Annotated in this window: 18 protein-coding genes; 5 read left to right on the forward strand and 13 right to left on the reverse strand. The window is 72.0% G+C overall.

The features are described 5' to 3' along the window. Positions 1–82 precede the first annotated feature (82 nt). Genes ACWF7A_RS21800 through ACWF7A_RS21815 form a run of 4 tightly spaced genes read right to left on the reverse strand, consistent with a single transcriptional unit; the run spans position 83 to position 4,592 of the window. Positions 83–1,966 carry an anthranilate synthase family protein gene (locus tag ACWF7A_RS21800; protein ID WP_452252292.1) on the reverse strand — a complete coding sequence of 628 codons (1,884 nt, stop codon included), beginning with the start codon at positions 1,964–1,966 and terminating at the stop codon, positions 83–85. Continuing rightward, the gene (locus ACWF7A_RS21805) at positions 1,963–2,586 is read right to left on the reverse strand and encodes an isochorismatase family protein (protein WP_452252293.1); all 624 of its coding nucleotides are present in this window, start codon (positions 2,584–2,586) and stop codon (positions 1,963–1,965) included. Before ACWF7A_RS21805 ends, ACWF7A_RS21800 begins: the two co-directional genes overlap by 4 nt. 36 nt (positions 2,587–2,622) lie before the next feature. Beyond that, a complete protein-coding gene (locus ACWF7A_RS21810; RefSeq protein ID WP_452252294.1) occupies positions 2,623–3,396 on the reverse strand; it encodes a 2,3-dihydro-2,3-dihydroxybenzoate dehydrogenase in 774 nt (257 codons plus the stop codon). Between the two features lie 29 nt (positions 3,397–3,425). Continuing rightward, entirely contained in the window at positions 3,426–4,592 is a 1,167-nt protein-coding gene (locus ACWF7A_RS21815) for a 3-deoxy-7-phosphoheptulonate synthase (protein WP_452252295.1), read from the reverse strand. Between the two features lie 554 nt (positions 4,593–5,146). Between ACWF7A_RS21815 and ACWF7A_RS21820 the strand changes: the two genes are divergently transcribed. Next, on the forward strand, positions 5,147–6,289 hold the full coding sequence (locus ACWF7A_RS21820; protein ID WP_452252296.1) for an IS701 family transposase: 1,143 nt from the start codon (positions 5,147–5,149) through the stop codon (positions 6,287–6,289). 6 nt (positions 6,290–6,295) lie between these two features. Here the strand turns inward: ACWF7A_RS21820 and ACWF7A_RS21825 are convergent, their stop codons facing one another. The 3 genes from ACWF7A_RS21825 to ACWF7A_RS21835 all read right to left on the reverse strand — a co-directional run bounded on the left by ACWF7A_RS21825 (position 6,296) and on the right by ACWF7A_RS21835 (position 11,736). Further along, on the reverse strand, positions 6,296–8,176 hold the full coding sequence (locus tag ACWF7A_RS21825; protein WP_452252297.1) for a helix-turn-helix domain-containing protein: 1,881 nt from the start codon (positions 8,174–8,176) through the stop codon (positions 6,296–6,298). 204 nt (positions 8,177–8,380) lie between these two features. Then, on the reverse strand, positions 8,381–9,763 hold the full coding sequence (locus tag ACWF7A_RS21830) for a class-II fumarase/aspartase family protein (protein WP_452252298.1): 1,383 nt from the start codon (positions 9,761–9,763) through the stop codon (positions 8,381–8,383). Next, the gene (locus ACWF7A_RS21835; RefSeq protein ID WP_452252299.1) at positions 9,760–11,736 is read right to left on the reverse strand and encodes an FAD/NAD(P)-binding protein; all 1,977 of its coding nucleotides are present in this window, start codon (positions 11,734–11,736) and stop codon (positions 9,760–9,762) included. The genes ACWF7A_RS21830 and ACWF7A_RS21835 overlap by 4 nt, the downstream gene beginning before the upstream one ends. A gap of 166 nt (positions 11,737–11,902) precedes the next feature. Between ACWF7A_RS21835 and ACWF7A_RS21840 the strand changes: the two genes are divergently transcribed. Genes ACWF7A_RS21840 through ACWF7A_RS21850 form a run of 3 tightly spaced genes read left to right on the forward strand, consistent with a single transcriptional unit; the run spans position 11,903 to position 14,666 of the window. Next, positions 11,903–12,877: an NADPH:quinone reductase gene (locus ACWF7A_RS21840; protein WP_452252300.1), complete on the forward strand. Its 975-nt coding sequence runs from the start codon at positions 11,903–11,905 to the stop codon at positions 12,875–12,877. Between the two features lie 4 nt (positions 12,878–12,881). Then, positions 12,882–14,108, forward strand: a complete 1,227-nt coding sequence (locus tag ACWF7A_RS21845) for an FAD-dependent oxidoreductase (RefSeq protein WP_452252301.1) — start codon at positions 12,882–12,884, stop codon at positions 14,106–14,108. 12 nt (positions 14,109–14,120) lie between these two features. Next, positions 14,121–14,666 (forward strand): SRPBCC family protein, encoded by a 546-nt coding sequence (locus tag ACWF7A_RS21850; protein WP_452252302.1) that lies wholly within the window; start codon positions 14,121–14,123, stop codon positions 14,664–14,666. A gap of 71 nt (positions 14,667–14,737) precedes the next feature. On the opposite strand, the gene ACWF7A_RS21855 is transcribed toward ACWF7A_RS21850, so the two are convergent. The 6 genes from ACWF7A_RS21855 to ACWF7A_RS21880 all read right to left on the reverse strand — a co-directional run bounded on the left by ACWF7A_RS21855 (position 14,738) and on the right by ACWF7A_RS21880 (position 21,479). After that, complete coding sequence (locus ACWF7A_RS21855) at positions 14,738–15,760, reverse strand: Gfo/Idh/MocA family protein (protein ID WP_452252303.1); 1,023 nt, start codon at positions 15,758–15,760, stop codon at positions 14,738–14,740. Position 15,761: 1 nt separating this feature from the next. Further along, positions 15,762–17,348, reverse strand: coding sequence for a carboxylesterase family protein (locus ACWF7A_RS21860; RefSeq protein WP_452252304.1), 1,587 nt, complete (start codon positions 17,346–17,348; stop codon positions 15,762–15,764). After that, positions 17,345–18,913, reverse strand: a complete 1,569-nt coding sequence (locus ACWF7A_RS21865) for an FAD-dependent monooxygenase (protein WP_452252305.1) — start codon at positions 18,911–18,913, stop codon at positions 17,345–17,347. The genes ACWF7A_RS21860 and ACWF7A_RS21865 overlap by 4 nt, the downstream gene beginning before the upstream one ends. Positions 18,914–18,939: 26 nt before the next feature. After that, positions 18,940–19,725: an arylamine N-acetyltransferase family protein gene (locus ACWF7A_RS21870; RefSeq protein WP_452252306.1), complete on the reverse strand. Its 786-nt coding sequence runs from the start codon at positions 19,723–19,725 to the stop codon at positions 18,940–18,942. 46 nt (positions 19,726–19,771) lie between these two features. After that, on the reverse strand, positions 19,772–20,752 hold the full coding sequence (locus ACWF7A_RS21875) for a 3-oxoacyl-ACP synthase III family protein (RefSeq protein ID WP_452252307.1): 981 nt from the start codon (positions 20,750–20,752) through the stop codon (positions 19,772–19,774). Between the two features lie 169 nt (positions 20,753–20,921). Next, positions 20,922–21,479, reverse strand: a complete 558-nt coding sequence (locus tag ACWF7A_RS21880; protein WP_452252308.1) for an NADPH-dependent FMN reductase — start codon at positions 21,477–21,479, stop codon at positions 20,922–20,924. A gap of 194 nt (positions 21,480–21,673) precedes the next feature. Between ACWF7A_RS21880 and ACWF7A_RS21885 the strand changes: the two genes are divergently transcribed. Further along, entirely contained in the window at positions 21,674–22,177 is a 504-nt protein-coding gene (locus ACWF7A_RS21885) for a MarR family winged helix-turn-helix transcriptional regulator (protein ID WP_452252309.1), read from the forward strand.

The raw sequence follows: 22,177 nt of genomic DNA on the forward strand, positions 1-22,177 counted from the left end.
TCCTTCCAGGGAGAAATCGCGCCTCAACATGACTTAAGTCACAAGCACGACAAAACAGACTTATCTTCGATGCTTTTCCACGTCACCCGGCAACGGGCTCCTGCGTGCGTGCGAGCAGGCTGGTCAGCCATTCCTCGACGATGCGCACGCCGTTCTGGGTCAGCACGGACTCGGCGTGGAACTGCGCCGAGGTGAAGTGCGGGCCGTGCAGCGCGTGCACCTCGCCGGTGGCCGCGTCCCGGCTGATGGCGACTCGTCCCACGTCGTGGACGTCCACCGCGTCGGCGCCCGCCCTGGCCGCGAACGCGTTGTAGAACCCGACCCGTTCCGGCCGTCCGAACAGGTCGATCTCCCGCTGCACGCCCTGGTTGGGTTGCTCGCGGCGGACGACCTCGAACCCGAGCCGCCGGCTGAGCACCTGATGGCTCAGGCACACCGCGAGGAACGGCCGCCGCCGCGCCAGCAACACCTCCACCGCCACCCGCAGGTGCGCGATCTTCGGGTGGTCGGCGGCGCGCGGGTCGCCGGGCCCCGGTCCCAGCACCACCAGCTCGTGGTCGTCGAGGTCGTAGGGCTCGTCGAACCGGCTCACGGTCACCTCCAGGCCGAGTGCCCGCAGCTGGTGCCCGATCATCGACGTGAACGTGTCCTCGGCGTCGACGATCAGCACACGACGGCCCGCGAGGACGGCCGGAGCGGTGGTCTCGCGCTCTCCCGCCGCACCGAGCCAGAAGCCGGAGATGGTGTCGTTGCGGCGATCGAGGGCGGCCCGCACGCTGGGATGCGCGCCGAGCCGGACCCGCGTGCCGCCGACTCCCAGCGCTGCCAGCAACGTCGAGGCCTTCGCCCTGGTCTCCGCGACCTCCGACACCGGGTCCGAGTGCCGCACCAGCGTGGCACCGACACCGATCCGCACCTGCCCGGACGCGCTGATGTCCGCGGTGCGGATGACGATCGCGGAGTCCATCACGCGCCCGCCCGAGCCGTCCCGGCCGATCAGCGCGGCGATCCCGCTGTAGTAGCCACGCCCTCGCCGTTCGTGCCGGCCGAGCACCGCGCACGCGTTCTCCAGCGGACTGCCGGTGACCGTCGGCGCGAACATGGTCTGGTGCAGGATCTCCCGCGGGTCGCGTGTGGTGCGTCCCTCGATGAGGTACTCGGTGTGCGCGAGCCTGGTCATCTCCTTGAGGTACGGACCGACGACGTACCCGCCGTCGTCGCAGATCCGCGCCATCATCTTCAGTTCCTCGTCGACGACCATGTAGAGCTCGTCGGTCTCCTTGCGGTCCGCGAGGAACTCCAGCACGCCCGGCAGGTTCGGCCCGGCGGACGGGTACCGGTACGTGCCGCTGATCGGGTTCATCACCGCGGTGCGGCCGTTGAAGCTGATGTGGCGCTCCGGGGTGGCGCCGACGAACGTCCGGTCGCCGGTGTGCACCAGGTACGTCCAGTAGGCCCCCGACTCGCCCTCCAGCAGCCGCCGGAAGAACGACAGCGCGCTGGCCGCCGAGTAGTCCGTGATCTCGCCGACGAACGAGCGCATGATGACGAAGTTCGCGCCCTCCCCCGTGCCGATCTCGTCGGCGACGACCCGGCGCACGGTCTCCGCGTAGGTCTCGTCGTCGACGTCGAACCCGCTGTCCCCCATGATGATCCGCTGGTCCGGCAGACGCGGCAGCGCCTCGCCGACCGGCACCTCGTCCTGCTCGGTGACGCTGATCGCGAGCAACGGCGACCCGTCGTCGGCGCAGGCGTACCCCCGTTCGGCGATCTGCCGGAACGGGATCATCACGAACACGTCGTGCCGGTCGCGTCCGCCGTCGCCGGGCAGCGGCACCTCGGCGATGGTGTCCGGAGTGGACAGATCACCCGCGAGCACCTCCAGGCCGCCGGGCCCGTCCGGCCGGTGCAGCAACGCGAACGCGGGCACCCGCCCGGCCAGCACGCGATCGAGCAACGGGCTCACGCGAGCACCTCCTTCGCGGTGACCACGGCCGCGCAGCGTTCGGCGGCGTAGGTGAGCGCCAGCTGGTGGTAGGCCTCCGAGAAGTCCGCGACGGCGTCCGCGACCAGGAACGTCTCGATGTCGTTGGTGAACGCGTCGACGGCCGTCATGAGCACGCCGATGTGCGCGTACACCCCGCACACCACCAGCTGGTCACGTCCGGCGGCCTTCATGTCGGCGAGCAGGCTCGACCGGAAGAACGCGCTGTAGCGCCACTTCGTCAGCACCCAGTCCTGTTCGGACGGTGCGAGCGGCTCGACGATCTCGCGGTCCTCCTGGCTCACCTTCATGCCGGGGCCCCAGAAGCTCTTCAGCAGTCCGCGTTCCTCGTCGGTCATCCCGCCCGGCTGCGCGGTGTAGGCCACCGGGACGCCGAGCGCGACGGCGCGTTCCCGCAGCAGCGCGGTGTTCGCCACGAGGTCGGCGCGCAGCTGGGACGGCAGCGGCTCGAGGAAGTAGCGCTGCATGTCGTGCAGCAGCAGGACGGCGCGGTCCGGGTCGAGCCGCCACGGCACGGTCCTGGCCGGGAGGTCGCCCGCGGTCGGCATCGGATAGGGCGTGATGGTGGGAATGCCGGTCATCACCGGCTCCTTTCGTCAGGACGCTGGGACGGAAGGTCAGGCACCGAGCGAGGCGCCGCCGTCGACGGTCAGGTCGTGCAGGGTGATCTGCCGGGCCTGCTCGGACAGCAGGAACCGCACGGCCGCGGCGACGTCCTCGGGCGCGGCGATGCGGCCGAGCGGGATGCCGACCCGGAACGCGTCCGGGCGGCCGTCGATCGTGCCGCGCGGGCCCGTCTCGTCGTGCCACATCGAGCTGAGCATCGGGGTGTGGGTGGAACCGGGGGCCACGACGTTGCACCGGATCCCGTCGCGGGCGACCTCGAGGCCGAGCGACTTCGTGAACATCGTGACGGCCGCCTTCGACGCGGCGTAGGCGGCCATCCCGGCCCGGGGCGTCGCGGCCGCGTTGGAGGCGACCGTGACGAGCGCGCCCCGCCGGCGCGGCCTCATCGACCGCACAGCCGCGCGGGACATCAGGAACGCCCCGGTGACGTTGACCTGGAAGGTGGCCAGCCAGTCGGCGAGGGTGAAGTCGTCGACACCGCCCAGCCGCAGCACCCCGGCCGCGTTGACGAGGTGCTCCACCGGGCCGAGCTCGGCCTCGCATCGCGCGAACAGCGCGTCCACGGCGGACTCGTCGGTGATGTCCGCCGGGAAGGCCCGCACCGGCAACGACTCCGCGGTCAGCTTCTCCACGACCTCGGCCAGCCGGTCCGCGTCCTTGTCGACGGCGGCGACCACCTCCCCCTCCTCGGCGAGCATCCGCACGATCGCCGCGCCGATCCCGCCGGCCGCTCCGGTCACCACGGCCACGTCACCCTGGGGCATGTCCGGCTCCTCGGTTTCTTCCGCTGTGGTCAGGAGTTCCAGCTCGACACGACGGCGACCGCCTGCGCCGGGTTCAGCCGCGGGTCGCAGAAGCTGCGGTAGCGCGCACCGACACCCGCGACGTCGGAGCTGTCCGAGGCGCACTCGGTGACGTCGTCCGGGGTGGTCTCGAGGTGCAGCCCGCCCGCGTGCGCGCCGGCCGCGACCAGCACCCGCCGGAAGCCGCGCACCTCGCGCGCCATCGTCTCGACGTACCGGGTCTTGAGGCCGTCCGGCGTCGTGACCGTGTTGCCGTGCATGGGATCGCAGAGCCAGACGACGGGGTGACCGGCGCTCTGGACCGCCGCGACCAGCGCGGGCAACCGTTCCTCCACGACGCCCGCGCCCATGCGCACGATGAGCGTCAGCCGGCCGGGGTCGCGGTCGGGGTCGAGCCGCTCGCACAGCGCCACCAGGTCGTCCGGCGTCATGCCGGGGCCCACCTTGCAGGCGACCGGGTTGGCCACCGAGGCGAGCAGTTCGACGTGCGCACCGTCGAGCTGACGGGTGCGCTCGCCGATCCACGGCCAGTGCGTGGACGCGAGCACCAGGCGCTCGTCCTCCGTGCGCAGCAACGGGATCTCGTAGTCGAGCAGGAGCGCCTCGTGGCTCGTCCAGATCTGCGACCCGGCCGACGGCGCCGACCGGTCACGCCAGCCGAGGTGCCGGATCACCTCGTTCGCCGCGCGGTAACCGACCAGCAGCCGGAACGGGTCGGGCACGCGGTGCGCGGCCGTCGGTTCGGGACTGTTGACCAGGTGCCCGCGGTAGACCGGCAGCTCGACACCGCCGACGACCTCGGTCGGCCTCGAACGCGGCTTCACGAACTGGCCGGCGATCCGGCCCGCCCGCAGCACCGGCCGGCCGGCGATCATCTGCAACGTGCCCGCGAGCGCGTCGAGCAGCCCGGTCTTGCGGGCGACGTCGGCGGCCGAGCACTCCGCCGGGTTCTCCGCGCAGTCACCGGCCTGGACGACCAGCGCCGCGCCCTCGGCGACCCGGCCGAGCAGCTGGCGCAGGTCGGCGATGTCCGCCGCCCTCACCAGTGCGGGCCGGGCGGCGAGCTGGGCTCTGATCTCCCCGACCTGTGCGGGGTCCGCCCACTCCGGTTGCTGCAGGGCGACTCGTGGGCGGGTGGGGAGCAGGGCGTTGTTCACGAACGTTCTCCCGTCCTGGGTGGATCCGCGGATGGCATCGGCCGACACCGGCACCAATGCGAGAAGGGCCCGGCACACACCGCGTCGTGTGAATGGTTCCGGTCCGAAATGGATTCTTCCCAGGCACTGCTGACGGCGCCACGCACCGGCGCATAATTCGTCAGGTACGCATTCCTGAACCCGGCGGTCCCCATTCCAGAGGGACGGCGGAGCAGTCCGCGACGGGCGCTCGCGGGCGGCAAAGTACACTACACGGGGCAGTGCAATCAAGCTGGTGGACACGCCCCGTTCATCGTGGACGCGGTGCTCTGACCACAGCTGGAAGCACCTCAGGACCGCCGGATGGTGGCCAGGCCCCACCGGACCGGCAGGCCTCTTGTGACCGCGGTCCCGCCGAACGGACGCGCCTGGTGCCCCTACCCCCTGCGGCACCACCGGACGTTGGGGTATCCACACCTCGACAAACGAAACCGCTGCCGCGCAAGGTGGAGGCACGGCCGGAAAACCCGCGCCGATCCATTTTCCTGCCCATTAAGGAATGCGCGATGTTGTCCATGGGGGACCAACAGGTCGTGCCCGGTACACCCGCTGCCGTGCTCGACGAAGTCAGCTCGACGGTTTTCGCCTCACTTCCGCGCCGCGACCAGCGGCGGCGCGGCCACGACTACCTGCGCGGCCTGCTGGGAGCCACCGGACGCAAGTCCGTCAGGAACATCGCGATGCTCATCGGCGACGAGGCCGCGGAGCAGAGCCTGCACCACTTCATCAGCAGCTCCACCTGGGACTGGGAACCGGTCCGCCAGGCCCTCGCCGGTTATCTCGTGCAGGTGGCGAAGCCCCGGGCCTGGGTGGTGCGGCCGATCACGATCCCGAAGGCCGGCGAGCACTCGGTCGGTGTGAGCAGGAAGTTCTGCGCCACCAGGGGACAGACGCTCAACGCCCAGCACGCGGTCGGCGTCTGGATCGCCGGCGAGGAGTTCACGGGCCCGGTCAACTGGCGGCTGCACCTGCCGGACGCGTGGCTCGCCGACCACGGCCGCCGCAGCCAGGCTGCCATCCCCGACGGCGCCGACGCGGAGACGTTGAGCGGCTGTGCGCTGGCCGCGTTCCTCGACACCGCCGAGTGGCGCGACATGCCGCGGTTGCCGGTGCTGCTCGACGGCCGCAACCACGACCTCACCTCGACCGTGCGGGCGCTGGCGGGCACGCCGTTCCTGATCCGCGTGGCACCGGGCTTCGCGCTGACCACGGCGGACCCCGCGCTGCCCGGCCACAGCACGGAACCCCTTCCCTGCCACCAGGTCATGCGCGCCGCGCGGAACCTGCGCCGGCAGGTCGCGGTGCCCGGCAGGGGGTCGTGCTTCGCGGCGACCCTCCAGGTGCGGCTGCCGGACCTGCCGGGACAGCGGTTCTCGGTGCTGGGGATCGACGACCCGGGCCGTGCGGGAACCGACGACCTGTGGCTCACCAACCTGACCGGCGCGAGGCTCCCGGAGCTGGTGCACCTCACCGGGTTGCTGCGCCAGGTCGACCACGACTCCGCCGGCACGGCCGAGAAGGTCGGCATCCGCGACTACACCGGGCGGTCGTTCACCGGCTGGCACCGGCACGTGACGCTCGCGTCGGCCGCGCACGCGGTGGCGTCGCTGCGGCGGCTGGGCAGGCGGAACCTCACCGGGGTGCTCGGCCACCGCTGACGAACGTCAGCGCCGCCGCTCGGTGACGATCCGCTGGATCCGGACCAGCCGCAGGGCGAGGTGGACGTTCAGCGCCTTCTCCGGCTCCTGCCACGCGGGGCCGAGCAGCTCTCCGATCCGCTCCAGCCGCCGTGCCACGGTGTTGGGGTGCACGTGCAGCCGCTCGGCCGCGCGGGTGGGGCTGGAGCCGGTCGCGAAGTACGCGTCGAGCGTCCGGAGCAGTTCGGACGCCCGGTCGCGGTCGTGCTCGATCACCGGGCCGAGCGTCGAGGTGACGAAGCCGTCCATGTCCTGGTCGTCGGACAGCAGCACGCCGAGGAAACCGAGCTCGGCCGGGGACGACGCGCCACCGGTGAGGCCGAGCGCGACCATCGCGTCGAGGCAGCGGCGGGCCTCCTGGTAGACGCCGGGCATCGCGTCCGCGCCGTCGGCGGGTCCCGCGGCGCTGATCGTGACCGGCGTCTTCATCAGGGAGGCGACCTCCTCCGCGGCGTCGCCGGCCGCGGCGGACGGGTCGTCGCCCGGTACCAGCAGCACCACGAGGCCGTCGCGCACGGTCGTGAGCCCGCCCTGGCGTTGCGCGTAGGAGGACGCCCACACCATCAGCTTGCCGGACACCTTGGTCTCCGGGCGGGCGACGACGACCACGTGCGGGCGGGACAGGTCGAAGCCGAGCTGGACCGCGCGCTGTCCCAGCCTCTTCAGCGAGCGCTGGCGGCCGCTGACGAGGTCGTCGAGCAGCTCGTCCGTGCCGGGGACGTCGTGCGTGGAGGCGTTGCGCGCCGGGCGGAGCACCAGTGCGGCGGCCTCGGCGACCACGCTGACGAGCTGCCGTTCGTGGGAGTTCGGCGGCTTCTCCGGCCAGTGCAGGATGATCCCGAGGTGGTCCGCTCCCGCCTGCACGGGCGCCACCCACGGTCCGCTCTCCAGTTGCACGGGCCCGCCCTCGGTGTGCGCGGTCATCATCGCGCGCATCAGCTGGGTCTCGTCGCAGTCCGGCACCGGGCCGACCGCGGCGAGCACCACCGCTCCCGGCGCGCGGACGTGCAGGTGACCGGGCAGCCGCGTCGACGCCTCGTCGAGCAGCACCTGCAGGTCTCCCGAGCGCAGGACCAGCTCGATCTGCCGCTGCCGGAACTCGGCGATCTCCCTTGCCTCGCTGAGTGTTCGCTTCACGGCAGCGGTGCCCGCGGTCAGCTCCGCCTGCCGGGCGAGCGCCAGGTCGAGGCGCCGCACGTTCTCGATCGCCGCGCCGGCGAGCACCCCGAGCGAGCCGAGCAACGAGCGTTCGTCGGCGCTGAACGGCCGCACCTTGCGCTCGGCCACGTAGAGCGTGCCGAACACGCCGGTCTCGTGGCTCAGCGGCACCGCCATCATGGCGTTGAGGCCCTCGGCCCGCACGACCTCGTCGATCTGCTCGTCGTGCCGGATCTGGTCGTCGCGCAGGTAGTCCCGCGTCCAGAACGGCGCGCGGTCGGTGACCACCAGGTTGCCCAGTCCCCCGGTACGCGGCAGCCGCAGCCCGACACTCAGCGTCGACGTGTGGCCGTCCGCGGCGCGGATCACCGCGTGGCCGTCCTCCGAGTCGTCCTCGAGGAGGCTGACGTAGGACATGTCGACCCCGAGCAACAACCGCGCGCGGCGGGTGAGGGTCTGCAGCAACGTGTCGAGGTCCCCCGCCGTGGCGAACTCCCTGGCGGCGTCGAGCACCGCGGAGAGTCCCGACTCACGGCCCCTGCGCCGCTGGCTCTTTTCCTGGATTCGCAACGCCGTGCGCGCCGCGGAATCCAGGTTTTCGAGCCTGCGGCCCCCCGCACCGTTCCTGCGCGCGTCCTGGACGACCTTTTCGATGTCCTCGAAAGGTGCTTCGTCGGCCAGTAACTCCAAAATGGACAGAATTTCCCCGTCGGCGAATTCGCCGCTTTCCGACACGCAGCCCCCCAAGTCGCACCGGCGTGCCCAGTTCCCCGGTCCTGCGGGAAGCTACCCAGCCGCTCAGGAAACAGTCAAACACCTATCGGCAGGATCTGGTGAGGTATTGACGCAGAGTGCCGATCGCACGTGTGGGGGCGGGGAAACGGGTGCGGCCGATCAGCCTGATGGCGTCCTGCCGACGAGTCCCGGTGCGGCACCGAGATAGGCCGCGGGATCCGTCAGCCCGGCGAGGTCCTGCTCGGTGCACCGCTGCCGCACGTCGTCGTCCGCGGCGAGCACGGCCCCGACCGGCAGCCCGGTGCTCGCGGCCCGCAGGCACGCCTTCGTCACCAAGGTCTTCGCCTCCGCCTTGCCGAACAACGGCGACAGGCGCGCGACGATCCGTTCGGTGACGATCTGCCCGTCGGTGAGCCCGAGGTTGGCCAGCATGCGGCCGGGGTGGACCTCCAGGCCGGTGGCGAGTTCCACGGCCGTGCTCGCCGCCCCGCCGACGAGGCGCAGGCACTCGCGCAGCAGCAGCCACTCGGTGTGCCACACGCCCGCCGACCGTTCGTCCTCGGTGACCAGGCACTGGGTGAGCGCGCCGGCGAGGGCGGGCACCTGGGCCGACGCGGCGCGGATCATGGTGCTCAGCACGGGGTTGCGCTTCTGCGGCATCGCCGAGGACGCGCCCCTGCCGCTCACCGACGGTTCGCTCACCTCGCCGACCTCGGTGCGGGCCAGGCTCTGCACGTCGACGGCGAACCGTCCCAGCGCGCCGGCCGCGAACCCGAGTGCCGCGGCCAGGTCCGCGATCGGGGTCCTGATGGAGTGCCACGGCAACCGCGGCACGGCCAGTCCGGTCTCGTCGGCGAACGTCTCGGTCAGCTCGGCCGCGTACGCGTCGGGATCGCTGATGTGCCCATCGATCCCCGCGTACTCCAGGTAGCCCGCGAGGGTGCCCGCCGCGCCGCCGAGCGAGACCGGCAGCCCGTGCGCGAGGACGTCCGACAGCCGCCGGTGCGCGTCGCCGATCACCTGCCGCCACCCGGCGGCCTTCAGCCCGAACGTCGTGGGCACCGCGTGCAGTCCCAGGGTCCGGCCCGCCATCGGGGTGGCTCGGTGCTCGGCGGCGAGCCGGTCCAGCGCGTCCGTCACGTCGTCGAGATCGGCGAGCGTCAGCAGCAGCGCGCGGGCCGCCACGAGCATCGCGCCCGTGTCGAACACGTCCTGGCTGGTCGAGCCGCGGTGCACGTAGTCGGCCGCGGCCGGGTCGTGCGCGGCGACCTCTCGGGTGAGCGCCCCGACGAGCGCGACGACCGGGTTGGCCGTCTCGCGGGAGGCCAGGGCGATGGCGCGCACGTCGAACCGGCTCGCGTCGACGACCTTCGTGATGAGCGCGGCGGCGTCCGGCGGCACCGTTCCGCACCGGGCCTGGGCGCGGACCAGCGCGGCCTCGGCGTCGAGGACCGCCCGCAGCCAGGCCTCGTCGCTGACCGCCGCCTCCACCGGTGTGCCCGCGCGCACCGGCGACAGCAGTCCCGTGTCGGCGCCGGTCACACGATCACCCCCGGCAGCTCGAGCTCGGCGGGAGCGGTCCGCACCTCGGCCGGCACCCGCGTGAGCCGCGGCAGCGACAGCACCGCGCGGGCGATCGCGTCGGAGTCCCCGAGGGTCACGGAGTCGACGCCGGGACGGATGCCCGCCGCCGTCACCCAGTGCACCGCTTCGGTCGGCACGCCGAACGCGAACCGCCGCGGGTGGCTGCGGCCGCGGGCGTCGAGCAGGGGGTACGGCCGCGGGCCGACCGCGAGGCCACCGGTCTCGTAGACCGTCCCCATGTCCCCGGCGATGCGGTACGGACCGGCCTGTTCGGTCGCGAGCAGGTGCCGCAGCAACGGGTCCTCGGTGCGCCGCACGTCCGGTTCCGGCAGGCGGGCCTCGATCAGCGTCCGCGTCCGCACCGGCGGTCCGGGCACGACCGTCGACTCCGCCACGAACGCGGGGCTCGCCGCGTCGAAGCGGATCTGGGTGCCCGGCCCGGTGAGCACGAGCAGTCCCGCGTCCAGCAGCGCGATCATCTCCTCGATCCGCGAGGCGGGCGGGCCGATCGAGAGGAACGCGTTGAGCGGCGTGTACCAGCCCTCCACGTCGTCGCGGTAGGAGTTGCCGTCGATGCCGCCGTGGTCGACGGCCAGGCGGATCTCGTTGCGCAGGTCCCGCAGCACGTCGAGCGCGGCCTTGAGCGGGCCGTCGACGTTGCCCGCCTTCGCCTCGGCGACGTCGCGGACCAGGTACTCGCGCAGCCACACCTGGTACTGGGCGCGGTCGGCGAACTCCTCGTGCGCCATGGGCGAGGTGAGCCGGTCCCACTCCCAGCGCTCGGCCGGCCCGATCCCCGCGTCGCGCAGCAGTGCGGAGTGGTCGCCGTCCGGGCCGAGCGCGAGGTACGACTCGACGAACGCGGCCGGGTCCTCGCCGCGCGCGCTCAGCACGGCGGCGTAGTAGACGCTCTCGACTTCCAGGCGCACCAACGGCCACAGGTGCTCGGTGAACCGGACGCGTTCGCCGCCGGTCTCCCCCGAGCGGGCCCGCAGCTCCTGGATGTGGTCGGCGGTGAGCAGCCTCGGGAAGTACCGGCCGTGCGCGCCCTTCTGGTTCTCGCCGCGCGCGTGGTACGGGACACCACGGCGGGAGCTCGCGTACATCACAGGTTCGCGGCCGCTGGGCACGTACTGCAGCGTTCCGTCGGCGGACCGGGTGAACTGCCCACCGCGGCCGCGCGTGAACAGCGCCATGTAGTCGAAGAAGTTGAGGCCCAGGCCGCGCAGCAGCACCCGTTCGCCCGGCTCGATCACGTCGAGGTCGGCGTCCGCGGGGTTGGTCGGCGTGATGTAGGTGAGGTAGTGGATGCGGGCGAGGGCGGCGGTGCGTTCCTGGCGCGGGCTGAGCCTCGCCGAGACGTGGCCCTGGGCCAGCACCACCGCGTCGAGCTCGTTGAGGCGGGTGCCGTCGGCGAGCCGCACTCCCTGGGGCCCACCGGGAACGCCGTGGGTGTCGGACATGACCACGGCCTGCGACCGGTGGATGGTGATCTTCACGTGGTCGGGTGCGCCCGCGACGACGCGGCGGAAGCAGTCGTGGAGGTACTGCCCGTAGAACGCGCGGCTCGGGTAGCTGTCCGGCCCCAGCAGGCGGGCCTCCTCGACGATCCACTCGTCGTGGTCGCCCTCGCCGAGCAGGGCCACCTCGCGCGCCCACTCGTAGAGGCTCGGTCCCGGCACCACCGGGCCCGCGATGGTCGCGCTGGCGTCGGTGAACACCGTCACCTGGGACGCGACCGTGTTCATCAGCAGGTGCCGCGACTGGTCGACCCGCCACACCCGGCCCGCGCCCGGTGCCGCCGGGTCGACGACGTGCACGAGCACGAACGCGCCGGAAGGCTCATACCTCTCGTTGGCACAAATGCGTTCCAGCACCGAAAGACCGCGTGGCCCGGCGCCGACAACACAGATCTCCACGCACCTCTTCATCCGAGTTCTCCTCGTCGACCGGGAATTGACCACCAATCTGGGCGGGGTCGCGAGAACCGGTCAACGAGAGGACGCCGGGTATGTCAGGTCGCCCACGGGCCGGGCGACCTGACGGATTCCGTTGTGGAACAGTGCTCGCCGCGATCGGGGAGGTCATGGTGAAACCATGCGAGCCGCGTTCATCGAAGAGCTGGGATCCCCGGAGGCGATTCGGTTCGGTGAATTCCCCGAACCCGTGCCGGGACCGGCCGACGTTCTCGTCGAGGTCATCGCGACCACCGTGAACCCGGTCGACACGTTCGTCCGCTCCGGGGTGTTCCGCACGCCGGTCCCGTTGCCCCTGGTGGTCGGCCGGGACCTCGTCGGCACGGTGCTGCGGACCGGTGCGGGCGTGCGCGGTTTCGAGCCCGGGCAACGGGTCTGGTGCAACAGTCTCGGTCACGGCGGCCGGCAGGGCGCGGCGGCCGAGCTGGCCGTGGTGCCCGCCGACCGGCTCTACCCGCTGCCGCCCGGAGTGGAACCCGAGCGGGCGGTCACGGTCCTGCACCCGGCCGCCACCGCCCACCTGGCGCTGTTCACGTCCGCGCGGATCCGGCCGACGGAGACGGTCTTCGTCGCGGGCGCGGCGGGCAACGTCGGCAGCGCGCTGGTCACGCTCGCCGTCGCGGCGGGGGCCAGGGTCGTCGCCAGTGCCGCCGCCCGCGACTCGGCGCACGTGCACGAGCTGGGCGCCGCCGAGGTGCTCGACTACCGCGACCCGGCGTTGGCGGAGAAGCTCGCCGGCGCGTGTCCCGAAGGTGTCGACGTGTACGTGGACTCCTTCGGCACCAACGATCTCAGCCTCGCCGTGCCCACCCTGGCGGCACGCGGCCGGATCGTGCTGCTGGCCGGGGTCGCCTCGCGTCCGCAGCTGCCGGTCGGCCCGTTCTACATGAAGGACGCGACGATCCACGGCTTCGTCATCTCGCACGCCACGACGGACGAGCTGGCCGGCGCGGCGTCGGCGATCAACCGGCTGCTGGCCGCGGGCGCACTCGCCTCCCGGCGGACCGAGACGGTCCCGTTGAGCGCGATGGCCGCCGCGCACCGCCGCATGGAGAAGGGCGACCTGCGCGGCTCCCGGCTCGTCGTGCGTCCCTGACCCCTTGCGCTTCAAGGAATCCGAGGAGATCTCAATGGCACACTTCGCGGTTGTCGGGGGTGGCATCGGCGGGCTCGCGGCCGCGGTGGCGCTGGCCGACCGCGGGCACCGGGTGACCGTCCTGGAACGGCGCCCGGAGTTCACCGAGCTCGGCGCGGGGATCCAGCTGGCGCCCAACGCCTACCACGCCCTGGACCGCCTCGGGGTCGGTGACGCGGTGCAGGCCCGGTCGGTGTTCGTGGACGCGTTGCGGCTCTACGACGGGACGACCGACCGGCTGATCACGAGCATGGACCTGACCGGCGACTACCGCGACCGGTTCGGCAAGCCGTACGCCGTGGTGCACCGCACGGACCTCTACCACCCGTTGCTCGAGGCGTGCCTGGCGCAGCCGCGCATCGACCTCGTCACCGGCATCGCGGTCACCGGCTACGCCCAGGACGAGGCCGGACCGGCCGTCCTGCTCGCGAACGGCACGGCGTTCCTGACCGACGGGATCATCGGCGCGGACGGCCTGCGGTCGGTGATCCGGGCCCAGCTGGTCGGCGACGGCGAGCCCAGGGTCTCCGGGCACACCATCTACCGCTCGGTCATCCCCATGGACCAGGTGCCGAAGGGGTTGCGGGCCAACGCCGTCTGCCTGTGGGCCGGGCCGAAGTGGCACTTCGTGCACTACCCGATCAGCGGTGGTGAGGCGCTGAACCTGGCCGTCACCAAGGACGACGGCGCCACCGAGGCCGTCGCCGGGGTCGTCGCCGACCGCGACCACGTGCTGGGCGAGTTCCCCGGTCTCGGCGACGTCGCGGGGCGGCTGCTGCGGCTCGGCACGCACTGGCGGCGCTGGGTGCTGTGCGACCGCGACCCGGTGGAGACCTGGGTCGACGGCCGGGTCGCGCTGCTCGGCGACGCGGCGCACCCGATGCTGCAGTACGCGGCGCAGGGGGCCTGCCAGGCACTGGAGGACGCGGTGCGGCTGGCCGAGGCCGTGGGTCCGGCGGGGTCGTTCGACCGGGACGAGCTGCCGCGGCGGTTCGCCGAGTACAACGCGTCCCGGCGCGGCCGTGCGGGCCAGGCCCAGCTGGTGGCGCGCGAGATGGGCAGGCAGGTCTACCACGCGGCCGGGCACGAGGCCGCCGAACGCAACGAGGTCCTCGGTGCCCTGAGCGCCCGGGACCTGCACGACAAGGTCGAGTGGCTCCACGGCGACGCCGAGTTCAGCCGGACCGCGTGAGGAAAGGGAATCGTGGAAGAGTACGAGGCAGAGGGCGTCACCACCTTCGAGGTGCGCGCCGAGGTCCAGCTGGACGCCACCCCCGACGAGGTCTACGCCGTCGTCAGCGACCTGCCGCGGTGCGGGCAATGGAGCGAGGAGTGCACCGGCGGCGCGTGGATCTCCGGTGAGCCTGCGGCGGTGGGTTCGGTCTTCCGGGGCACCAACTTCCGCCTGCCCGACCCGGTGGCGTGGGCACCGGTGATCCGCGGTGACTGGACGACGGACGCCGAGGTGGTCGAGGCGGTGCCGGGCAAGGCGTTCCGCTGGGTGATCCTGAGCTCCGCCGGGGAGCGGCAGGAAAGCACGTGGTCGTACGAGATCGAGCCGCGCGACGGCGGCACCCGGCTCGTGCACCACTACCGCCTGGGAAGGCTCACGGAGGGTCTGTCGAAGATCTTCCGCGCCGGTCTGGACGTGGACGGCCGGCGCCGCTTCGTGAAGGAGTGGAACGCGAAGCTCGCGGTCGACGTGGAGCACACCCTCGAACGGCTGAAGAAGGTCGTCGAACAACACTGATCCGCCAACGGAATCCGCCCCGGACGCGAGTGCGTCCGGGGCGGATTCCGTTCGGGGCGGATTCCGTTCGGTCAGGCCAGTTCCACCGGCACGTGCTTCGCGCTCGACTCGAACAACGCCGCCACCGCACGGGCCTGGGCCACCGCGTCGGCACGGCCGAACGGCGGACGGGCACCCTCCATGATCGCCTCGGACACCGCGTCGAACTGCAGCCGGGACCCGGCGTAGGGCTCCGCGCACCGGGCAAGACCCTCGGGGTCGACCGGCAGGTGCTCGGACACCGGGTCCAGGTGCGGCGGCGGTCCCTGCCGTTGCAGCTCGACGGTGCTGACGTCGCGGCAGAACCACGGGTCGCGCAGCACCAGCCGGCCGGTGGTGCCGACGACCTCGAGCGCGTCGCCGCGGCAGACCTCCTGGCCCACCTCGAACTGCGCCAGCACGTCACCGGGCATCCGCAGGGTCGCGCAGAAGTTGTGGTCCGCGGCGGCGCCGTGCCGCACCTCCTCCGCGTACACGCGCCGCGGTTCCCCGGCGAAGTACCGGATCGCCGCGAGCGCGAAGACCCCGAGATCGAGCATCCCGCCGCCACCGAGCTCACGGCTGCGGCGGAAGTAGTCCGGCGGCAGCGACGCGGTGCAGGCCGCGTAGACGTACCGCAGGTCGCCGATCTCGCCGTCGTCGACCATCCGGCGAGCGAGCTCGAACTGCGGGTGGTGGCGGTACATCATGCCCTCGGCGCAGATCCTGCCGGCCGCCTCGGCGGCGGCGAAGACCCGTTCGGCGTCGACCACGTCGAGCGCCAGCGGTTTCTCGACCAGAACGTGCTTTCCCGCGGTGAGGGCCTGGATCGCGCGGTGGGCGTGGTCGGCCGGGTGCACGGCCACGAAGACCGCGTCGACGTCCGGATCGGCCAGCAGTTCGGCGTAGCTCCCGTGCGACCGCGCGATCCCGTGTCTGCCGGCGTACTCCTGCGCGGACGTGCTGTCGTCACAGGCGACCGCGGTGAACTCGCCCGCGGCGGCGGTCTTGCCGGCCTTCACGGCGACGTCGGCGTACCCGCCCGTCACCAGAAGACCCCAGCGCACCTTGCTCATCTCAGTTCTCCTCTCCCGCTCCGGGAACCCACGCGAGGTCGTCCCAGAAGCGCAGCTGGCCGAGTTTCGAGGCGGTGCCGACCCGTGCCGTACCGGGACCGCCGAGGATCAACGTGCTGGGCCGGTCCGGTGAGAACTCCGGCCAGGCGGGGGTGAGCGCGCTGCACGGCGCCGACCCGTGGGCGAACGACGCCACCAGGTCGACGAAGGCGTCCGACACCTTCCGTTCCTGCGGGCCGTCGCCGAACTGCGCGACGAAGTCCGGGTGCGCGTGCGAGCCGAAGAGGAACTTCGACGTCGCGTCGTGCGGTGTGCCGAGGTACGGCGGCCGCACGGGATGCGCGAACTCCATCACGTACTGCGGTGTGCGGCCCTCCCGCGCGTGCCGTTCGGCGAGCCGCACGATCCGGTGGCGGAACAGCAGATCGCCCCAGACCTCCGTCCACAACGACAGCGGGTCGGCGGGCAGACCTTCGTCCGCCGCCGCTTGCCGGTACGCCGCGAGGCAGTCCGTGACGACCTCGGCGGGCACCTCGCGCACGCACTTGGCCAGCACGTCGTGCACCGCGCGGCGCAGCTGCTCCTCGGTCGCCGGAGCCGGTGGAGCGGGCGGGAACGACAGGGTGCGCGGGTCGGTGAAGAACGCGCCCTCCGTGCTGTTGTGCACGGACATGACCGGTACCGGAGGCAGCGGTGACCAGGTGTCCGGCAGCAGCACCGGATCCGCGATCGGACCGCGGTACTCGAGGCCGGTGGCGAGCCTGCGGTCCGCGGGCGGCCCGGAGAAGAGCCGCGTCCAGGCCTCCTGCAACAACTCCGCGGGGACGTCCCGCAGCCCGGTGACCGTGGTGCCGAACTCCGCCGCGAGGTGCTCGTGCGCGACGGTGGCGTCGTCCGGGCTCAGGCAGAACGCGGGCACCCACGGGAGTGCGGCGCTGATGGTGATCAGCCGCCGCACCGCGCCCTCGGTGTAGCCCGCGCAGGCCAGCACGCGCGCGGTGACGGCGCCGGCCGACGTGCCGCACAGGGTGATGGCGTCCGGGTCGCCCCCGAACACCTCGGCGTTCTCCCGGACCCAGCGCAGCGCCGCGACCTGGTCCTGCAGCCCCCAGTTGCCCGCGAGACCCGTCTCCGCGTCGGTGAGGTCGTCGTGCCGTCCCCAGCCGAACACCCCGAGCCGGTAGTTGAAGTTGACGACCACCAGGTCGCCGCGTGCGGCGGGCTTGGCGCCGTTGAACGTGGGCACACTGCCCGCGCCGACCTGCCAGCCGCCGCCGTGGACGTAGAGCAGCACCGGCCGCCGGCCGCCGACGTCCGGGGTCCAGACGTTCGCGTACAGCCCGTCCTCGCGGCTCGCCGGGGTGCGGGGCTGCAGGAACGGCGGCCCGAACGCGGTGGCGTCGCGCACTCCCGTCCAGGGCTCGGCGGGTGTGGGAGAGGCGAACCTCCGCGCTCCGACCGGTGGACCGGCGTACGGGATCCCGCGGAACACGTGCAGCGCGCGATCTCCGTGGCGCTCCAGGGTTCCGCGCACCAGTCCGCCGCTGGTGCGCACCACCGGGTCGGCGGCAACGATCCCGCGCGTCACCGTTGTCCCTTCAGCAGCACCGCGGCCAGTTCCTGTTCGAGCCGGCCGAGGTCGTTCTCGTGCCCGTGCGCGGCGATGTGCCCGTCCGGCCGCACGAGGTGATAGCCGGGCCTGCCACAACCGGTCGCGGCGGACGCGTCCTTGCGGCCGAGCTTGACGACCCGCACCGCCGGGTACCGGTCCGTGACACCGCGGACGTTCGCGAGCCTGCCGACGCCCTGCGAGCCGACCGCGACGACCGTCCACGTCAGAGGTTCGGTGGCGGCGCGCACGATGCCGTGGCGCAGTGCCGCCTCGCGCGGGACGAGCCCGCCGACGCCGGGGACCCCGGGCAGCCGGCGCACGACCTGGCAGCGGGACCACCCGGACGGCAGCTGGGTCTCGCGTTGCGGCGCGTAGAACTGACGGCGTCCGGCGAGAACCGGTGCGTAGAACCGGGCGACGGCGCCGGTGCGGTCGCCGAGCCGGAAGCCCGCGTCCCGCACTCGGGTCCTGGCCCTGCCCTTGGTCATCCACGCCTTCGTCTGCAGGTCCGTGTCGCGCACGCTGCGCCGCGTCGCCGCGACCCGTTCCGCGCTGTAGGTCGCGAGCAGCGAGGACGGGGACAGGCCGCGGAGCACCGACGCGAGCTTCCAGCCGAGGTTGTGCGCGTCCTGCATGCCGTTGTTCATGCCCTGCCCACCGGCGGGACTGTGCACGTGGGCGGCGTCGCCGATCAGGAAGACCCGGCCCAGCTGGAAGTCCGCGGCCATCCGGGCGTGCACCCGGAACACCGAGGTCCACACCGGTTCGCCGATCCGGACGCCACGCGGTCCGCGTTCGTCCACGATGGACTGCATCAGGTCCACGCCCGCCGACTGCGAGCCACGGGGCAGCACCGACAGGAACCGGAACACACCGCCGGGCTGGGGAACGACGGCGAGCGTGCCCGCCTGTCCCTGGTAGTAGAGGATCTGCTCCGGGTCCAGGTCGCCCTGCACCCGTGCGTCGACGAGCGCGAACTCCAGCCCGTAGGTGGAGCCGGTGAACCCGATGCCCAGCTGGCCGCGCACCGCGCTGCCCGCGCCGTCGGCACCGACGACGAACGGGGCGAAGGTCCGTTCGATCACCCCGTCCTGGCCCTCCAGCACGGCCGTCACACCGTCGGTCGCGTCGATCACGCCGGAGAAGTCGACGCCTTCGAGACACAGCAGCCGGACACCGCGTTCGACCTTGCCGCCCAACGCCTCCAGCCGTTCGACGAGGATGCGCTCGGTCTCGTACTGCGGGAGCGTGCGGGCGGCGTGCTCGGCGGGGACGCGGAACGACGCGAGGTGCTCGCGTTCGGAGAAGTAGCTCAGCGTGCGGATGGTGCCCGAGACCTCGAGCACGGCCTCGCGCAGTCCCTGGTCCTCCAGGACGTCCAGGGCGCGCGGGTAGATGGACAGGGCCTTCGGCACGTCCATCGGTTCGAGGGCGCGGTCGATGATGCGGACCCTGGTCCCCCGGCTCAGCAGCTCGCACGCGAGGAGCAGTCCGGACGGACCCGCGCCGACCACGAGCACGTCATAGCCCGACTCGGTCATCGCCTTTCCTTTCTGGTAACGGGCTTTCAGGCCGTGGCGGGCATCGGGGGAAGCTCGGGCAGCTCCGGCAGGTCGATGCCGAACCACTTGCGGCACGCGGGCAGGAACGCGTCGTCGTCGAGGACCTCCTTGACGCGCTCGCCGTTCTCGACCCTGCTCAACGTGCGGTCCAGCAACGTGATCCGGCCTTCCGGGGTGACGATCGACGCCCACACCGAGCCACCGGTCACCGGCGAGTCCGGGGAGCTCGAGAACCACCAGAGCGTCGGGCCGAAGTCGCCGACCTCGCGGGCGCGGGTCTCGAGCCGCAGCCGGGGCACGCCGTCGTGCACCAGCTCCACGTCGCCGTTCGCCACCGGGACGACGCGGTAGACGCCGTTGCGGTCGGTCTGCTCGCCGGTGTCGGCGAACCGCAGCGGGCGCTGGCTCGCCCAGCGGAAGCCGACGTCGACGAGCCAGGCCTCGCCGTCGATGCGGACCCGGAGCACCATGTGCCCGGAGTGGATGCCCAGCAACGCTTCCTTGCCGTTGTGCAGGGTCCGGCCGGGCAGCAGCTCGACGTCGAAGCCGAGTCGTCGCAGCAGCACGGCGAACGCCGTGTTGAGCTCGTAGCAGCCGCCACCGCGGCGGCGGTCGACGATCTTCTCCAGGACGTCCTCGCCCATCAGGATCGGGACGCCGGTGTTGAAGTCGATGGTCTCGAACGGCACGGTCAGCAGGTGCCGCTCCTGCAGGTGCGTCAGCGCCGCGAGGTCCGTCCTCTCCGGACGCGCGGCGCCGATCCGGGCCAGGTAGGAGTCAACGTCGGTCATCTTCACTGCTCTCCTCGTGGGACAACGACTTCGGCGGGGCTCGGCGTCACCAGCCGAGCAGGGCGTAGCCGAAGGAGAAGCCGCCCCCGAACGCGGCGAGCAGCACCTTCTCCCCCGGCAGCAGGGCGTTCGCGCGTGCGGCCTCGTCCAGCGTGATCGGGATCGACGCGGCGCTGGTGTTGCCGTAGCGGCTGACCGTGGTGTGCAGGACGGCGCGGGGCAGTGCGAGCTCCGCCTCCAGCTCGGCGAGCATCACGCCGTTGCCCTGGTGCGGGATCACGTGCGCGATCTCGTCGTGGCCGACCCCGGCGGAGGCGAGGAAGTCCGCGATCGTCGACGGCAGGTGCGCGCCGACGATCTCCTTGACCCCGCGCCCGTTCATGGCGAAGTGGTGCAGGCCGCCGGCGATGGTCTCGTCCGTGGTGCCGAGCCGGGAGCCGCCGGCGGGGACGCCGACCAGGTCGCGTCCGTCGCTGTAGGTCAACAACCTGGTGTGCAGCACCTCGCGGCCGCCGGGACCGAGCACGACCGCGCCCGCGCCGTCACCGAACAGCACGCGCGTGCGCCGGTCCTGGGGGTCGGTGATGCGGCTGTACATGTCCGCGCCGACGACGAGCGCGTACCCGCCTCCGACGACCATGCGTTCGGCCACCGCGAGTGCGTAGACGAACCCGCTGCAGACGGCGTTGAGGTCGAACGCGGCCGCGGAGGGCGGAGCTTCGAGCGCGTGGGCGACGTACGCGGCGGTGGGTGGCTGGGGCGCGTCGGGCGTCGAGGTGGCCACGACGATCACCGACAGGTCGCCCGCGGACACCCCGGCGTCGCGCAGCGCGGCCCTCGCGGCGAAGGTGGCCAGGTCGGACGTGGCCTCGTCGTGCTTGCCGAACCGCCGCTGCCGGATCCCCGTCTTGCGGACGATCCACTCGTCGTCGACCCCGGCCGGCCTGCCGACCTCGTCGTTGGTCACCACGTGCGACGGCAGGTAGGAACCCGTGCCGAGCACACCCACAGCCGTTTCGCGCGTCATGTGCGCCCCCTTCTCCGATTCGCCGGGCCTGCGGTCACACCGCTCTGCCCTGAATGCTCATCGGAATCACCAGCGAGAACAACGAATCGAGCGCGAGTTCGTCATGTCGCTCCACGCAAAAAACGACCGGCCATCCGAAAATGGCCGGTCGTCTATTCTTTCGAATGCGTCAGGCGGCTGCCTTCACGCGGTTCGAGAGCGCGACGACGAGGTCGTCGAGCAGCTTGAGCGTGAACGCGTCGGTCACGTCGCCGGTCTCGTCGATGCGGTCGTGGCAGTGGAACACGGCCACCTCGGGCTTGCTCAGCGTGTCGGCGCCGATGGACGCGAGGATGCTCCGCAGCATCGTCTGCGCCCGCGCGGAGCCGAACGCGCCCGGTGAGCCACCGGCGATCGCCACCGGCTTGTGCACCAGGATCCCGCCGGCCTGCTGGGTGCTCACCCAGTCGATCGCGTTCTTGAGCGCCGCCGGGACGCACGCGTTGTGCTCCGGCGTGACGATGAGGAGCCCGCCCGCGGCCGCGACCCGGCGGCGCAGGTCCGCGACGACGGCCGGCGGCTCGTCGGTGTCGAGGTCCTGGTTGTAGAGCGGCAGGTCCCCCAGTTCCTCGTAGACGTCGAAATCAACGACCCCGGAGGAGTTCTTGACCGCCGCGCGCATCAATGCGGTGTTGAAAGAATTCGCCCGCAGACTGCCAGAAAGGGCAAGGATCGTTACCTCGGCCATGATGAATCGAATCTCCCTCGGTTCCGGATCAGCACGGACCACCCAGGTCACGACGGAGTCACCGGGTCCCGCCCTCGCGAACCGGTGCCGTCTCCTGCACTGTATCTTCCGGTAACCCATAGAACTACACTAGTCTCTGAGTGTCAAGTATCTGAGCGCTCAACGACTTACGTGCACGCCAGAGGGAGCACCCGTTGCCCGACGCCATCGACCTGATCAGAGAACTGTGGGAGCACGAGCGCCCCGACCTCGACACCGAGCCGGTCGCGGTGCTCGGGCGGGTCCAGCGACTGGCCCGGCTGATCGACCGCGAGCTCAAGGCGTTCGACACCCGGCACAGCCTGGAGGCGGGCGAGTTCGACGTCCTCACGACGCTGCGGCGGTCCGGTGCGCCCTACCAGATGTCGGCGGGCGCGTTCATCAAGGCGTCCATGGTCACGTCCGGCGCGATCACCCGGCGGATCGACCGGATGGAGGCGAAAGGCCTGGTCGAACGGGTGCGCGTGCCCGGAGGCGACCGCCGCGCCGTGCTGATCCGGCTCACCGACAAGGGCATCGAGCTCGTCGACGACCTCTTCGCCAAACACCTCGACAACGAGGCGCGCCTGGTGGCGCCGCTGACGGCCGAGGAGATCACCCAGCTCAGCGACCTGTTGCGCAGGCTGCTGGAGTCGCTCGGCGACACCACCCTGACCTGA

Source organism: Lentzea sp. NPDC055074 (assembly GCF_053608005.1).

Excerpts from the sequence above, each read along its gene's own strand:
- ACWF7A_RS21805 (WP_452252293.1), bottom strand. The coding sequence starts at position 2,586 with ATGACCGGCATTCCCACCATCACGCCCTATCCGATGCCGACCGCGGGC.
- ACWF7A_RS21810 (WP_452252294.1), bottom strand. The coding sequence starts at position 3,396 with ATGCCCCAGGGTGACGTGGCCGTGGTGACCGGAGCGGCCGGCGGGATC.
- ACWF7A_RS21820 (WP_452252296.1), top strand. The coding sequence starts at position 5,147 with ATGGGGGACCAACAGGTCGTGCCCGGTACACCCGCTGCCGTGCTCGAC.
- ACWF7A_RS21835 (WP_452252299.1), bottom strand. The coding sequence starts at position 11,736 with ATGAAGAGGTGCGTGGAGATCTGTGTTGTCGGCGCCGGGCCACGCGGT.
- ACWF7A_RS21840 (WP_452252300.1), top strand. The coding sequence starts at position 11,903 with ATGCGAGCCGCGTTCATCGAAGAGCTGGGATCCCCGGAGGCGATTCGG.
- ACWF7A_RS21855 (WP_452252303.1), bottom strand. The coding sequence starts at position 15,760 with ATGAGCAAGGTGCGCTGGGGTCTTCTGGTGACGGGCGGGTACGCCGAC.
- ACWF7A_RS21865 (WP_452252305.1), bottom strand. The coding sequence starts at position 18,913 with ATGACCGAGTCGGGCTATGACGTGCTCGTGGTCGGCGCGGGTCCGTCC.
- ACWF7A_RS21870 (WP_452252306.1), bottom strand. The coding sequence starts at position 19,725 with ATGACCGACGTTGACTCCTACCTGGCCCGGATCGGCGCCGCGCGTCCG.
- ACWF7A_RS21875 (WP_452252307.1), bottom strand. The coding sequence starts at position 20,752 with ATGACGCGCGAAACGGCTGTGGGTGTGCTCGGCACGGGTTCCTACCTG.
- ACWF7A_RS21880 (WP_452252308.1), bottom strand. The coding sequence starts at position 21,479 with ATGGCCGAGGTAACGATCCTTGCCCTTTCTGGCAGTCTGCGGGCGAAT.